This is a genomic window from Streptococcus sp. 11273D007BT, from assembly GCF_053547195.1.
In genome coordinates, this window is the sequence record NZ_JBPWPE010000001.1 from 105349 (window position 1) to 118879 (window position 13531).

General features: G+C 47.9%; 2 protein-coding genes, 15 tRNA genes and 6 rRNA genes. 22 read left to right on the forward strand and 1 reads right to left on the reverse strand.

The genetic code is table 11. The annotated features are described in order from the left end of the window. Positions 1–3 precede the first annotated feature (3 nt). On the reverse strand, positions 4–897 hold the full coding sequence (locus tag ACEE75_RS00550; RefSeq protein ID WP_447575403.1) for a DDE-type integrase/transposase/recombinase: 894 nt from the start codon (positions 895–897) through the stop codon (positions 4–6). Positions 898–1184: 287 nt separating this feature from the next. Between ACEE75_RS00550 and ACEE75_RS00555 the strand changes: the two genes are divergently transcribed. From ACEE75_RS00555 to ACEE75_RS00660, 22 genes are all read left to right on the forward strand, one after another. Further along, positions 1185–2733, forward strand: a 16S ribosomal RNA gene (locus ACEE75_RS00555). 56 nt (positions 2734–2789) lie between these two features. Further along, positions 2790–2862 (forward strand) — tRNA-Ala (locus ACEE75_RS00560). 147 nt (positions 2863–3009) lie between these two features. Beyond that, a 23S ribosomal RNA gene (locus tag ACEE75_RS00565) occupies positions 3010–5910 on the forward strand. 204 nt (positions 5911–6114) lie between these two features. After that, a 5S ribosomal RNA gene (rrf, locus tag ACEE75_RS00570) occupies positions 6115–6230 on the forward strand. A 4-nt stretch (positions 6231–6234) separates the two neighbouring features. Then, positions 6235–6307, forward strand: a tRNA-Val gene (locus tag ACEE75_RS00575). Positions 6308–6327: 20 nt separating this feature from the next. Next, positions 6328–6400 (forward strand) — tRNA-Asp (locus ACEE75_RS00580). Between the two features lie 21 nt (positions 6401–6421). Continuing rightward, positions 6422–6494, forward strand: a tRNA-Lys gene (locus tag ACEE75_RS00585). Between the two features lie 3 nt (positions 6495–6497). Next, positions 6498–6579: transfer RNA gene (locus tag ACEE75_RS00590), tRNA-Leu, on the forward strand. 12 nt (positions 6580–6591) lie between these two features. Then, a tRNA-Thr gene (locus tag ACEE75_RS00595) sits at positions 6592–6664 on the forward strand. A 10-nt stretch (positions 6665–6674) separates the two neighbouring features. Continuing rightward, positions 6675–6748 (forward strand) — tRNA-Ile (locus tag ACEE75_RS00600). 11 nt (positions 6749–6759) lie between these two features. Next, positions 6760–6831: transfer RNA gene (locus ACEE75_RS00605), tRNA-Glu, on the forward strand. Positions 6832–7206: 375 nt separating this feature from the next. After that, complete coding sequence (locus tag ACEE75_RS00610) at positions 7207–7698, forward strand: sigma-70 family RNA polymerase sigma factor (RefSeq protein ID WP_447574669.1); 492 nt, start codon at positions 7207–7209, stop codon at positions 7696–7698. A 263-nt stretch (positions 7699–7961) separates the two neighbouring features. Further along, a 16S ribosomal RNA gene (locus tag ACEE75_RS00615) occupies positions 7962–9510 on the forward strand. A 56-nt stretch (positions 9511–9566) separates the two neighbouring features. Continuing rightward, a tRNA-Ala gene (locus ACEE75_RS00620) sits at positions 9567–9639 on the forward strand. 147 nt (positions 9640–9786) lie between these two features. After that, positions 9787–12687: ribosomal RNA gene (locus ACEE75_RS00625) — 23S ribosomal RNA — on the forward strand. Positions 12688–12891: 204 nt separating this feature from the next. Then, positions 12892–13007, forward strand: a 5S ribosomal RNA gene (rrf, locus tag ACEE75_RS00630). Together the 16S, 23S and 5S rRNA genes with 15 tRNA genes alongside form the textbook arrangement of a ribosomal RNA operon. 4 nt (positions 13008–13011) lie before the next feature. After that, positions 13012–13084: transfer RNA gene (locus tag ACEE75_RS00635), tRNA-Val, on the forward strand. Between the two features lie 20 nt (positions 13085–13104). After that, positions 13105–13177 (forward strand) — tRNA-Asp (locus ACEE75_RS00640). A gap of 21 nt (positions 13178–13198) precedes the next feature. Next, positions 13199–13271: transfer RNA gene (locus ACEE75_RS00645), tRNA-Lys, on the forward strand. 3 nt (positions 13272–13274) lie between these two features. Beyond that, positions 13275–13356, forward strand: a tRNA-Leu gene (locus ACEE75_RS00650). Between the two features lie 12 nt (positions 13357–13368). Next, positions 13369–13441, forward strand: a tRNA-Thr gene (locus ACEE75_RS00655). Positions 13442–13448: 7 nt separating this feature from the next. Next, a tRNA-Gly gene (locus ACEE75_RS00660) sits at positions 13449–13520 on the forward strand. Positions 13521–13531 lie beyond the last annotated feature (11 nt).

The window sequence follows — 13531 nt, forward strand, 5'->3', positions numbered from 1 at the left end:
AGTTTACATAGGAAGTCGATTAGAAGGGTATAGATAGGTTTTCATCTGCTTGATCAGATCGTTATAGGAATAGAAGGTCAAGTGCTGGTAGAAACGTCGATTGTCATTTCGATGACTGCGTTCAACCTTGCCATTATGTCTGGGTGTTCGGGGACGAATCAGCTTGTGCTCAATACCAAGTTCCTGACAGAGTAAGTCTAGTGGGTGAACTTGTTTGGTTTCTTTGAAATGAGTGAACTCAAAGCCATTATCCGTTTGGAGGATTTTGGGTTTGTACCCAAAGTGTTTAATCGCCATTTTGAGAAATTGAACCGTTGAGTAGGACGACTGCTCTTTGAAAGGGAATATAAAGTGTTCACGACTGGCTTCATCAATGACGGTGTACTGGTAGAACTTGTTAGGAAGTTTACCTGTGTAGCAGTGAGTCGGTACGTATTTGACATCCATCTGCCACTTGATTCCTAGTTCAGTCGGCGTGTCATATGGTTTCGGTACATAAGGTTTTTTCTTTGTTTTAGGGGATTTGAAGAAGTCCAGTTTTCTCAAGATTCGAAAGAGTGAGCAAGGGTGTCTATCATATCCCTTGTTGGTTTTGAGCTTGTAGAAGATTTCGATGAGTGTTGCGTTTGGATTTCTTTTGATGCAGTTTTTAATCCATGTCAGCTCTTGCTGGGTATGAGCCTTTGGATGTGGTGTTAGAGGGCGATGAGAACGGTCTTTTAGCGATTCTTTTGTGCCATCGAATCGCTTATTCCAGCGCATGAGAGAGGCTTTTGAAACTTTGTATCGTCGACAGATGAAGGCGACAGAGGCACCATTTTGGTAGGTTTTAACCGCGTGGTAACGTGTTTCTAGAGTATGTGGTAAATAGCGAAGATTTTGTGATATACTAGTCATGAGAAGATTCCTTTTTGGTGAGTGGTGGTACTCTTATCATATCAGGGAATCTTCTTTTTGACTCCTAGAAGTCTCACATCTATTGTAACGCTACAAATAGAGATATAAAAAAATCAAAAAAAGTGTTGACAACATATCAAGTATCATGCTATACTAATATAGTTGTCGCGAGAGAGCGGCAAAGACCTTTGAAAACTGAACAAGACGAACCAAACGTGCAGGGTTACGAAAGTAACCTGTCAATAACAATAAGTCAGCGATGACAAGAAGAGCGAAGCTCGAACTTTTTTAATGAGAGTTTGATCCTGGCTCAGGACGAACGCTGGCGGCGTGCCTAATACATGCAAGTAGAACGCTGAAGTCTGGTGCTTGCACCGGATGGATGAGTTGCGAACGGGTGAGTAACGCGTAGGTAACCTACCTCATAGCGGGGGATAACTATTGGAAACGATAGCTAATACCGCATAAGAGTCTTTGACACATGTTAGAGACTTAAAAGGGGCAATTGCTTCACTATGAGATGGACCTGCGTTGTATTAGCTAGTTGGTGAGGTAACGGCTCACCAAGGCGACGATACATAGCCGACCTGAGAGGGTGATCGGCCACACTGGGACTGAGACACGGCCCAGACTCCTACGGGAGGCAGCAGTAGGGAATCTTCGGCAATGGGGGCAACCCTGACCGAGCAACGCCGCGTGAGTGAAGAAGGTTTTCGGATCGTAAAGCTCTGTTGTAAGAGAAGAACGTGTGTGAGAGTGGAAAGTTCACACAGTGACGGTATCTTACCAGAAAGGGACGGCTAACTACGTGCCAGCAGCCGCGGTAATACGTAGGTCCCGAGCGTTGTCCGGATTTATTGGGCGTAAAGCGAGCGCAGGCGGTTTGATAAGTCTGAAGTTAAAGGCTGTGGCTCAACCATAGTACGCTTTGGAAACTGTCAAACTTGAGTGCAGAAGGGGAGAGTGGAATTCCATGTGTAGCGGTGAAATGCGTAGATATATGGAGGAACACCGGTGGCGAAAGCGGCTCTCTGGTCTGTAACTGACGCTGAGGCTCGAAAGCGTGGGTAGCGAACAGGATTAGATACCCTGGTAGTCCACGCCGTAAACGATGAGTGCTAGGTGTTAGGCCCTTTCCGGGGCTTAGTGCCGCAGCTAACGCATTAAGCACTCCGCCTGGGGAGTACGACCGCAAGGTTGAAACTCAAAGGAATTGACGGGGGCCCGCACAAGCGGTGGAGCATGTGGTTTAATTCGAAGCAACGCGAAGAACCTTACCAGGTCTTGACATCCCGATGCCCGCTCTAGAGATAGAGTTTTACTTCGGTACATCGGTGACAGGTGGTGCATGGTTGTCGTCAGCTCGTGTCGTGAGATGTTGGGTTAAGTCCCGCAACGAGCGCAACCCCTATTGTTAGTTGCCATCATTCAGTTGGGCACTCTAGCGAGACTGCCGGTAATAAACCGGAGGAAGGTGGGGATGACGTCAAATCATCATGCCCCTTATGACCTGGGCTACACACGTGCTACAATGGCTGGTACAACGAGTCGCAAGTCGGTGACGACAAGCTAATCTCTTAAAGCCAGTCTCAGTTCGGATTGTAGGCTGCAACTCGCCTACATGAAGTCGGAATCGCTAGTAATCGCGGATCAGCACGCCGCGGTGAATACGTTCCCGGGCCTTGTACACACCGCCCGTCACACCACGAGAGTTTGTAACACCCGAAGTCGGTGAGGTAACCTTTTAGGAGCCAGCCGCCTAAGGTGGGATAGATGATTGGGGTGAAGTCGTAACAAGGTAGCCGTATCGGAAGGTGCGGCTGGATCACCTCCTTTCTAAGGAAAATAACGGAATGCCGTTTGTCGTCTTGTTTAGTTTTGAGAGGTCTTGTGGGGCCTTAGCTCAGCTGGGAGAGCGCCTGCTTTGCACGCAGGAGGTCAGCGGTTCGATCCCGCTAGGCTCCATTGAATCTACGGATTCAAGTTTGATCATTGAAAATTGAATATCTATCAAATTCCATATAGAAATATATGAAATAGTAACAAGAAAATAAACCGAAAACGCTGTGAATATTTAATGAGTTTTCTAGTTTTAAAAAACTAGGTTAATAAGGTTAAGTTAATAAGGGCGCACGGTGGATGCCTTGGCACTAGGAGCCGATGAAGGACGTGACTAACGACGAAATGCTTTGGGGAGCTGTAAGTAAGCTTTGATCCAGAGATGTCCGAATGGGGGAACCCACTAGCTAATGGCTAGTATCCCTACCTGTTAAGGGTAGAGGAGGGAAGACGCAGTGAACTGAAACATCTAAGTAGCTGCAGGAAGAGAAAGCAAAAGCGATTGCCTGAGTAGCGGCGAGCGAAACGGCAGGAGGGCAAACCAGAGAGTTTACTCTCTGGGGTTGTAGGACTGCAATATGGACTTAAAGATTATAGAAGAACTACCTGGGAAGGTAGGCCAAAGAGAGTAATAGCCTCGTATTTGAAATAGTCTTTATACCTAGCAGTATCCTGAGTACGGCGAGACACGTGGAATCTCGTCGGAATCTGGGAGGACCATCTCCCAACCCTAAATACTCCCTAGTGACCGATAGTGAACCAGTACCGTGAGGGAAAGGTGAAAAGCACCCCGGGAGGGGAGTGAAATAGAACCTGAAACCGTGTGCCTACAACAAGTTCGAGCCCGTTAATGGGTGAGAGCGTGCCTTTTGTAGAATGAACCGGCGAGTTACGTTTACGTGCGAGGTTAAGTTGAAGAGACGGAGCCGTAGGGAAACCGAGTCTGAATAGGGCGAATGAGTACGTGGACGTAGACCCGAAACCATGTGACCTACCCATGAGCAGGTTGAAGGTGCGGTAAGACGCACTGGAGGACCGAACCAGGGCACGTTGAAAAGTGCTTGGATGACTTGTGGGTAGCGGAGAAATTCCAAACGAACTTGGAGATAGCTGGTTCTCTCCGAAATAGCTTTAGGGCTAGCGTCGACATTAAGAATCATGGAGGTAGAGCACTGTTTGGGTGAGGGGTCCATCCCGGATTACCAATCTCAGATAAACTCCGAATGCCATTGATTTATGGTCGGCAGTCAGACTGCGAGTGCTAAGATCCGTAGTCGAAAGGGAAACAGCCCAGACCACCAGCTAAGGTCCCAAAATATATGTTAAGTGGAAAAGGATGTGGGGTTGCACAGACAACTAGGATGTTAGCTTAGAAGCAGCTATTCATTCAAAGAGTGCGTAATAGCTCACTAGTCGAGTGACCCTGCGCCGAAAATGTACCGGGGCTAAAACATATTACCGAAGCTGTGGATACCTTTATAGGTATGGTAGGAGAGCGTTCTATGGGTGATGAAGGTGTACCGTGAGGAGCGCTGGAACGCATAGAAGTGAGAATGCCGGTATGAGTAGCGAAAGATGGGTGAGAATCCCATCCACCGTAAGACTAAGGTTTCCAGGGGAAGGCTCGTCCGCCCTGGGTTAGTCGGGACCTAAGGAGAGACCGAACGGTGTATCCGATGGCCAACAGGTTGATATTCCTGTACTAGAGTATGAAGTGATGGAGGGACGCAGTAGGCTAACTAAAGCGTGCGATTGGAAGTGCACGTCTAAGCAGTGAGGTGTGGTATGAGTCAAATGCTTATACCTATAACATTGAGCTGTGATGGGGAGCGAAGTTTAGTAGCGAAGTTAGTGACGTCACACTGCCGAGAAAAGCTTCTAGCGTTGTATCATACTCTACCCGTACCGCAAACCGACACAGGTAGTCGAGGCGAGTAGCCTCAGGTGAGCGAGAGAACTCTCGTTAAGGAACTCGGCAAAATGACCCCGTAACTTCGGGAGAAGGGGTGCTGACTTAAGGTCAGCCGCAGTGAATAGGCCCAAGCAACTGTTTATCAAAAACACAGCTCTCTGCTAAATCGTAAGATGATGTATAGGGGGTGACGCCTGCCCGGTGCTGGAAGGTTAAGAGGAGTGCTTAGCGCAAGCGAAGGTATGAATTGAAGCCCCAGTAAACGGCGGCCGTAACTATAACGGTCCTAAGGTAGCGAAATTCCTTGTCGGGTAAGTTCCGACCCGCACGAAAGGCGTAATGATTTGGGCACTGTCTCAACGAGAGACTCGGTGAAATTTTAGTACCTGTGAAGATGCAGGTTACCCGCGACAGGACGGAAAGACCCCATGGAGCTTTACTGCAGTTTGATATTGAGTATCTGTACCACATGTACAGGATAGGTAGGAGCCTATGAAGTTGGGACGCCAGTTTCAACAGAGGCGTTGTTGGGATACTACCCTTGTGTTATGGCTACTCTAACCCGATTGGCTAATCGTCAATGGAGACAGTGTCTGACGGGCAGTTTGACTGGGGCGGTCGCCTCCTAAAAGGTAACGGAGGCGCCCAAAGGTTCCCTCAGACTGGTTGGAAATCAGTCGTAGAGTGTAAAGGTATAAGGGAGCTTGACTGCGAGAGCTACAACTCGAGCAGGGACGAAAGTCGGGCTTAGTGATCCGGTGGTTCCGTATGGAAGGGCCATCGCTCAACGGATAAAAGCTACCCTGGGGATAACAGGCTTATCTCCCCCAAGAGTTCACATCGACGGGGAGGTTTGGCACCTCGATGTCGGCTCGTCGCATCCTGGGGCTGTAGTCGGTCCCAAGGGTTGGGCTGTTCGCCCATTAAAGCGGCACGCGAGCTGGGTTCAGAACGTCGTGAGACAGTTCGGTCCCTATCCGTCGCGGGCGTAGGAAATTTGAGAGGATCTGCTCCTAGTACGAGAGGACCAGAGTGGACTTACCGCTGGTGTACCAGTTGTCTTGCCAAAGGCATCGCTGGGTAGCTATGTAGGGAAGGGATAAACGCTGAAAGCATCTAAGTGTGAAGCCCACCTCAAGATGAGATTTCCCATGATTTTATATCAGTAAGAGCCCTGAGAGATGATCAGGTAGATAGGTTAGAAGTGGAAGCATGGTGACATGTGTAGCGGACTAATACTAATAGCTCGAGGACTTATCCAAACTAAGTAATGAGAACGTAAAGAAAAGCGTATGATTTTAGAAAATCAACGCGGAAGTCGTTGAGACTTCAAGGCGATTTGTCTAAATCACTAGCTTTTTAGTTCGAATACAATTGATAAAATTCAACGAAGTCAGTATTGACAGCGTGCGGTTTTCTTGATAGAGTATAGATATTCAATTTTGAGTGGTCAAACCATTCGATAGTTAAGTGACGATAGCCTAGGAGATACACCTGTTCCCATGCCGAACACAGCAGTTAAGCCCTAGTACGCCTGATGTAGTTGGGGGTTGCCCCCTGTGAGATAAGGAAGTCGCTTAGCAAAGGGGAGTTTAGCTCAGCTGGGAGAGCATCTGCCTTACAAGCAGAGGGTCAGCGGTTCGATCCCGTTAACTCCCATTAGTTGTAGAAATACAATAGGTCCCGTAGTGTAGCGGTTATCACGTCGCCCTGTCACGGCGAAGATCGCGGGTTCGATTCCCGTCGGGACCGTTCAATGAAAGTTGAAGGTATGACTCGTTAGCTCAGTTGGTAGAGCAATTGACTTTTAATCAATGGGTCACTGGTTCGAGCCCAGTACGGGTCATATGCGGGTTTGGCGGAATTGGCAGACGCACCAGATTTAGGATCTGGCGCTTAACGGCGTGGGGGTTCAAGTCCCTTAACCCGCATTAGAGAAGTTAGCCGGCTTAGCTCAGTTGGTAGAGCATCTGATTTGTAATCAGAGGGTCGCGTGTTCAAGTCATGTAGCCGGCATTTATAAATTGGGCGCGTAGCTCAGGTGGTTAGAGCGCACGCCTGATAAGCGTGAGGTCGGTGGTTCGAGTCCACTCGTGCCCATTATATGATATGGTCCGTTGGTCAAGGGGTTAAGACACCGCCTTTTCACGGCGGTAACACGGGTTCGAATCCCGTACGGACTATAAAAGTAAAGAGAAGGCCTGCTGGTCTTCTCTTTTGTGTTTAAATCTGCTCATTGTTAGCTGTGGTGGATATTCGAAGTTTAGGGTTCTTAATTATCAATTAGGAAGTAGCTCTTCGCCTAGCTATGACTTGAACTAAAAAAAGTTAAAGTCCTTTTCGATTTGTTTTTCAAATGGCTAAGTCCTAAAACCCATTTATTAATGTCTAAGCGTCCTATTTTTATAATAAGGAGTCCTGTTTCCTTTTTATGACCTATTATATAGCTAGACTTCATTTCAACATGACATAAATGTCATGTTGAAATGATAAAAAATTTTATATGATAATTTAGTAAGTTTTAGAGCTTACAAAATGATCATAAGGAGTGTAGTACAATGCAAGAAGAAAATCAGAAAGATTTTGAAGCTATCTACAAAAAAGTTGCGGCTATAGTGAATAAAGTACGTCAGAATTACTATATTAAACTGTGGGACTATGACGACTGGCACCAAGAAGGGAGAATCATATTATATCGGTTACTGAGAGACTTTCCAGAGTTTAGAGAGGATGATCCCAAACTATTTACCTATTTCAAAACAAAATTTATCAACCACGCTAATGATGTTGTTAGAGCGCAAGAAAGCCAGAAGCGTCGTTTTAGTAAAATGGCCTATGAAGAAATTGGAGAAATGGGCGATAGTATTTGTCAAGATAGACTATTTTTAGATGAATTAGTCGCTTTTGAAGATGCCTTATCTCGTTTTGAGTCTACCTTAAATCATAAGGAAAAAGTGCAATATAGACAATTTTTAAGAGGGGAAAGATTTAGAGGGCAAAAAGTTATGAGATTACGGTTACAGAGTTACCTATCTGATTTCAAAAATTAGGTTTTAGTCCGTTGAAGTAAGTTAATAAGCAGTAGTATAATATAGGTGAGATTGAGTGTTGAACACTTTTTTGAAAAAAATAAAAAAAAACACAAAAAAGTGTTGACACTTAATAGATAAGCTGATATACTATAATAGTTGTCGCGAGAGAGCGGCAAAGACCTTTGAAAACTGAACAAGACGAACCAAACGTGCAGGGTTACGAAAGTAACCTGTCAATAACAATAAGTCAGCGATGACAAGAAGAGCGAAGCTCGAACTTTTTTAATGAGAGTTTGATCCTGGCTCAGGACGAACGCTGGCGGCGTGCCTAATACATGCAAGTAGAACGCTGAAGTCTGGTGCTTGCACCGGATGGATGAGTTGCGAACGGGTGAGTAACGCGTAGGTAACCTACCTCATAGCGGGGGATAACTATTGGAAACGATAGCTAATACCGCATAACAGTCTTTAACTCATGTTAGAGGCTTGAAAGGGGCAATTGCTTCACTATGAGATGGACCTGCGTTGTATTAGCTAGTTGGTGAGGTAACGGCTCACCAAGGCGACGATACATAGCCGACCTGAGAGGGTGATCGGCCACACTGGGACTGAGACACGGCCCAGACTCCTACGGGAGGCAGCAGTAGGGAATCTTCGGCAATGGGGGCAACCCTGACCGAGCAACGCCGCGTGAGTGAAGAAGGTTTTCGGATCGTAAAGCTCTGTTGTAAGAGAAGAACGTGTGTGAGAGTGGAAAGTTCACACAGTGACGGTATCTTACCAGAAAGGGACGGCTAACTACGTGCCAGCAGCCGCGGTAATACGTAGGTCCCGAGCGTTGTCCGGATTTATTGGGCGTAAAGCGAGCGCAGGCGGTTTGATAAGTCTGAAGTTAAAGGCTGTGGCTCAACCATAGTACGCTTTGGAAACTGTCAAACTTGAGTGCAGAAGGGGAGAGTGGAATTCCATGTGTAGCGGTGAAATGCGTAGATATATGGAGGAACACCGGTGGCGAAAGCGGCTCTCTGGTCTGTAACTGACGCTGAGGCTCGAAAGCGTGGGTAGCGAACAGGATTAGATACCCTGGTAGTCCACGCCGTAAACGATGAGTGCTAGGTGTTAGGCCCTTTCCGGGGCTTAGTGCCGCAGCTAACGCATTAAGCACTCCGCCTGGGGAGTACGACCGCAAGGTTGAAACTCAAAGGAATTGACGGGGGCCCGCACAAGCGGTGGAGCATGTGGTTTAATTCGAAGCAACGCGAAGAACCTTACCAGGTCTTGACATCCCGATGCCCGCTCTAGAGATAGAGTTTTACTTCGGTACATCGGTGACAGGTGGTGCATGGTTGTCGTCAGCTCGTGTCGTGAGATGTTGGGTTAAGTCCCGCAACGAGCGCAACCCCTATTGTTAGTTGCCATCATTCAGTTGGGCACTCTAGCGAGACTGCCGGTAATAAACCGGAGGAAGGTGGGGATGACGTCAAATCATCATGCCCCTTATGACCTGGGCTACACACGTGCTACAATGGCTGGTACAACGAGTCGCAAGTCGGTGACGACAAGCTAATCTCTTAAAGCCAGTCTCAGTTCGGATTGTAGGCTGCAACTCGCCTACATGAAGTCGGAATCGCTAGTAATCGCGGATCAGCACGCCGCGGTGAATACGTTCCCGGGCCTTGTACACACCGCCCGTCACACCACGAGAGTTTGTAACACCCGAAGTCGGTGAGGTAACCTTTTAGGAGCCAGCCGCCTAAGGTGGGATAGATGATTGGGGTGAAGTCGTAACAAGGTAGCCGTATCGGAAGGTGCGGCTGGATCACCTCCTTTCTAAGGAAAATAACGGAATGCCGTTTGTCGTCTTGTTTAGTTTTGAGAGGTCTTGTGGGGCCTTAGCTCAGCTGGGAGAGCGCCTGCTTTGCACGCAGGAGGTCAGCGGTTCGATCCCGCTAGGCTCCATTGAATCTACGGATTCAAGTTTGATCATTGAAAATTGAATATCTATCAAATTCCATATAGAAATATATGAAATAGTAACAAGAAAATAAACCGAAAACGCTGTGAATATTTAATGAGTTTTCTAGTTTTAAAAAACTAGGTTAATAAGGTTAAGTTAATAAGGGCGCACGGTGGATGCCTTGGCACTAGGAGCCGATGAAGGACGTGACTAACGACGAAATGCTTTGGGGAGCTGTAAGTAAGCTTTGATCCAGAGATGTCCGAATGGGGGAACCCACTAGCTAATGGCTAGTATCCCTACCTGTTAAGGGTAGAGGAGGGAAGACGCAGTGAACTGAAACATCTAAGTAGCTGCAGGAAGAGAAAGCAAAAGCGATTGCCTGAGTAGCGGCGAGCGAAACGGCAGGAGGGCAAACCAGAGAGTTTACTCTCTGGGGTTGTAGGACTGCAATATGGACTTAAAGAGTATAGAAGAACTACCTGGGAAGGTAGGCCAAAGAGAGTAATAGCCTCGTATTTGAAATAGTCTTTATACCTAGCAGTATCCTGAGTACGGCGAGACACGTGGAATCTCGTCGGAATCTGGGAGGACCATCTCCCAACCCTAAATACTCCCTAGTGACCGATAGTGAACCAGTACCGTGAGGGAAAGGTGAAAAGCACCCCGGGAGGGGAGTGAAATAGAACCTGAAACCGTGTGCCTACAACAAGTTCGAGCCCGTTAATGGGTGAGAGCGTGCCTTTTGTAGAATGAACCGGCGAGTTACGTTTACGTGCGAGGTTAAGTTGAAGAGACGGAGCCGTAGGGAAACCGAGTCTGAATAGGGCGAATGAGTACGTGGACGTAGACCCGAAACCATGTGACCTACCCATGAGCAGGTTGAAGGTGCGGTAAGACGCACTGGAGGACCGAACCAGGGCACGTTGAAAAGTGCTTGGATGACTTGTGGGTAGCGGAGAAATTCCAAACGAACTTGGAGATAGCTGGTTCTCTCCGAAATAGCTTTAGGGCTAGCGTCGACATTAAGAATCATGGAGGTAGAGCACTGTTTGGGTGAGGGGTCCATCCCGGATTACCAATCTCAGATAAACTCCGAATGCCATTGATTTATGGTCGGCAGTCAGACTGCGAGTGCTAAGATCCGTAGTCGAAAGGGAAACAGCCCAGACCACCAGCTAAGGTCCCAAAATATATGTTAAGTGGAAAAGGATGTGGGGTTGCACAGACAACTAGGATGTTAGCTTAGAAGCAGCTATTCATTCAAAGAGTGCGTAATAGCTCACTAGTCGAGTGACCCTGCGCCGAAAATGTACCGGGGCTAAAACATATTACCGAAGCTGTGGATACCTTTATAGGTATGGTAGGAGAGCGTTCTATGGGTGATGAAGGTGTACCGTGAGGAGCGCTGGAACGCATAGAAGTGAGAATGCCGGTATGAGTAGCGAAAGATGGGTGAGAATCCCATCCACCGTAAGACTAAGGTTTCCAGGGGAAGGCTCGTCCGCCCTGGGTTAGTCGGGACCTAAGGAGAGACCGAACGGTGTATCCGATGGCCAACAGGTTGATATTCCTGTACTAGAGTATGAAGTGATGGAGGGACGCAGTAGGCTAACTAAAGCGTGCGATTGGAAGTGCACGTCTAAGCAGTGAGGTGTGGTATGAGTCAAATGCTTATACCTATAACATTGAGCTGTGATGGGGAGCGAAGTTTAGTAGCGAAGTTAGTGACGTCACACTGCCGAGAAAAGCTTCTAGCGTTGTATCATACTCTACCCGTACCGCAAACCGACACAGGTAGTCGAGGCGAGTAGCCTCAGGTGAGCGAGAGAACTCTCGTTAAGGAACTCGGCAAAATGACCCCGTAACTTCGGGAGAAGGGGTGCTGACTTAAGGTCAGCCGCAGTGAATAGGCCCAAGCAACTGTTTATCAAAAACACAGCTCTCTGCTAAATCGTAAGATGATGTATAGGGGGTGACGCCTGCCCGGTGCTGGAAGGTTAAGAGGAGTGCTTAGCGCAAGCGAAGGTATGAATTGAAGCCCCAGTAAACGGCGGCCGTAACTATAACGGTCCTAAGGTAGCGAAATTCCTTGTCGGGTAAGTTCCGACCCGCACGAAAGGCGTAATGATTTGGGCACTGTCTCAACGAGAGACTCGGTGAAATTTTAGTACCTGTGAAGATGCAGGTTACCCGCGACAGGACGGAAAGACCCCATGGAGCTTTACTGCAGTTTGATATTGAGTATCTGTACCACATGTACAGGATAGGTAGGAGCCTATGAAGTTGGGACGCCAGTTTCAACAGAGGCGTTGTTGGGATACTACCCTTGTGTTATGGCTACTCTAACCCGATTGGCTAATCGTCAATGGAGACAGTGTCTGACGGGCAGTTTGACTGGGGCGGTCGCCTCCTAAAAGGTAACGGAGGCGCCCAAAGGTTCCCTCAGACTGGTTGGAAATCAGTCGTAGAGTGTAAAGGTATAAGGGAGCTTGACTGCGAGAGCTACAACTCGAGCAGGGACGAAAGTCGGGCTTAGTGATCCGGTGGTTCCGTATGGAAGGGCCATCGCTCAACGGATAAAAGCTACCCTGGGGATAACAGGCTTATCTCCCCCAAGAGTTCACATCGACGGGGAGGTTTGGCACCTCGATGTCGGCTCGTCGCATCCTGGGGCTGTAGTCGGTCCCAAGGGTTGGGCTGTTCGCCCATTAAAGCGGCACGCGAGCTGGGTTCAGAACGTCGTGAGACAGTTCGGTCCCTATCCGTCGCGGGCGTAGGAAATTTGAGAGGATCTGCTCCTAGTACGAGAGGACCAGAGTGGACTTACCGCTGGTGTACCAGTTGTCTTGCCAAAGGCATCGCTGGGTAGCTATGTAGGGAAGGGATAAACGCTGAAAGCATCTAAGTGTGAAGCCCACCTCAAGATGAGATTTCCCATGATTTTATATCAGTAAGAGCCCTGAGAGATGATCAGGTAGATAGGTTAGAAGTGGAAGCATGGTGACATGTGTAGCGGACTAATACTAATAGCTCGAGGACTTATCCAAACTAAGTAATGAGAACGTAAAGAAAAGCGTATGATTTTAGAAAATCAACGCGGAAGTCGTTGAGACTTCAAGGCGATTTGTCTAAATCACTAGCTTTTTAGTTCGAATACAATTGATAAAATTCAACGAAGTCAGTATTGACAGCGTGCGGTTTTCTTGATAGAGTATAGATATTCAATTTTGAGTGGTCAAACCATTCGATAGTTAAGTGACGATAGCCTAGGAGATACACCTGTTCCCATGCCGAACACAGCAGTTAAGCCCTAGTACGCCTGATGTAGTTGGGGGTTGCCCCCTGTGAGATAAGGAAGTCGCTTAGCAAAGGGGAGTTTAGCTCAGCTGGGAGAGCATCTGCCTTACAAGCAGAGGGTCAGCGGTTCGATCCCGTTAACTCCCATCAGTTGTAGAAATACAATAGGTCCCGTAGTGTAGCGGTTATCACGTCGCCCTGTCACGGCGAAGATCGCGGGTTCGATTCCCGTCGGGACCGTTCAATGAAAGTTGAAGGTATGACTCGTTAGCTCAGTTGGTAGAGCAATTGACTTTTAATCAATGGGTCACTGGTTCGAGCCCAGTACGGGTCATATGCGGGTTTGGCGGAATTGGCAGACGCACCAGATTTAGGATCTGGCGCTTAACGGCGTGGGGGTTCAAGTCCCTTAACCCGCATTAGAGAAGTTAGCCGGCTTAGCTCAGTTGGTAGAGCATCTGATTTGTAATCAGAGGGTCGCGTGTTCAAGTCATGTAGCCGGCATTTATATGCGAACGTAGTTCAGTGGTAGAACACCACCTTGCCAAGGTGGGGGTCGCGGGTTCGAATCCCGTCGTTCGCTTGAGCTAGTAG

Excerpts from the sequence above, each read along its gene's own strand:
- ACEE75_RS00550 (WP_447575403.1), bottom strand. The coding sequence starts at position 897 with ATGACTAGTATATCACAAAATCTTCGCTATTTACCACATACTCTAGAA.
- ACEE75_RS00610 (WP_447574669.1), top strand. The coding sequence starts at position 7,207 with ATGCAAGAAGAAAATCAGAAAGATTTTGAAGCTATCTACAAAAAAGTT.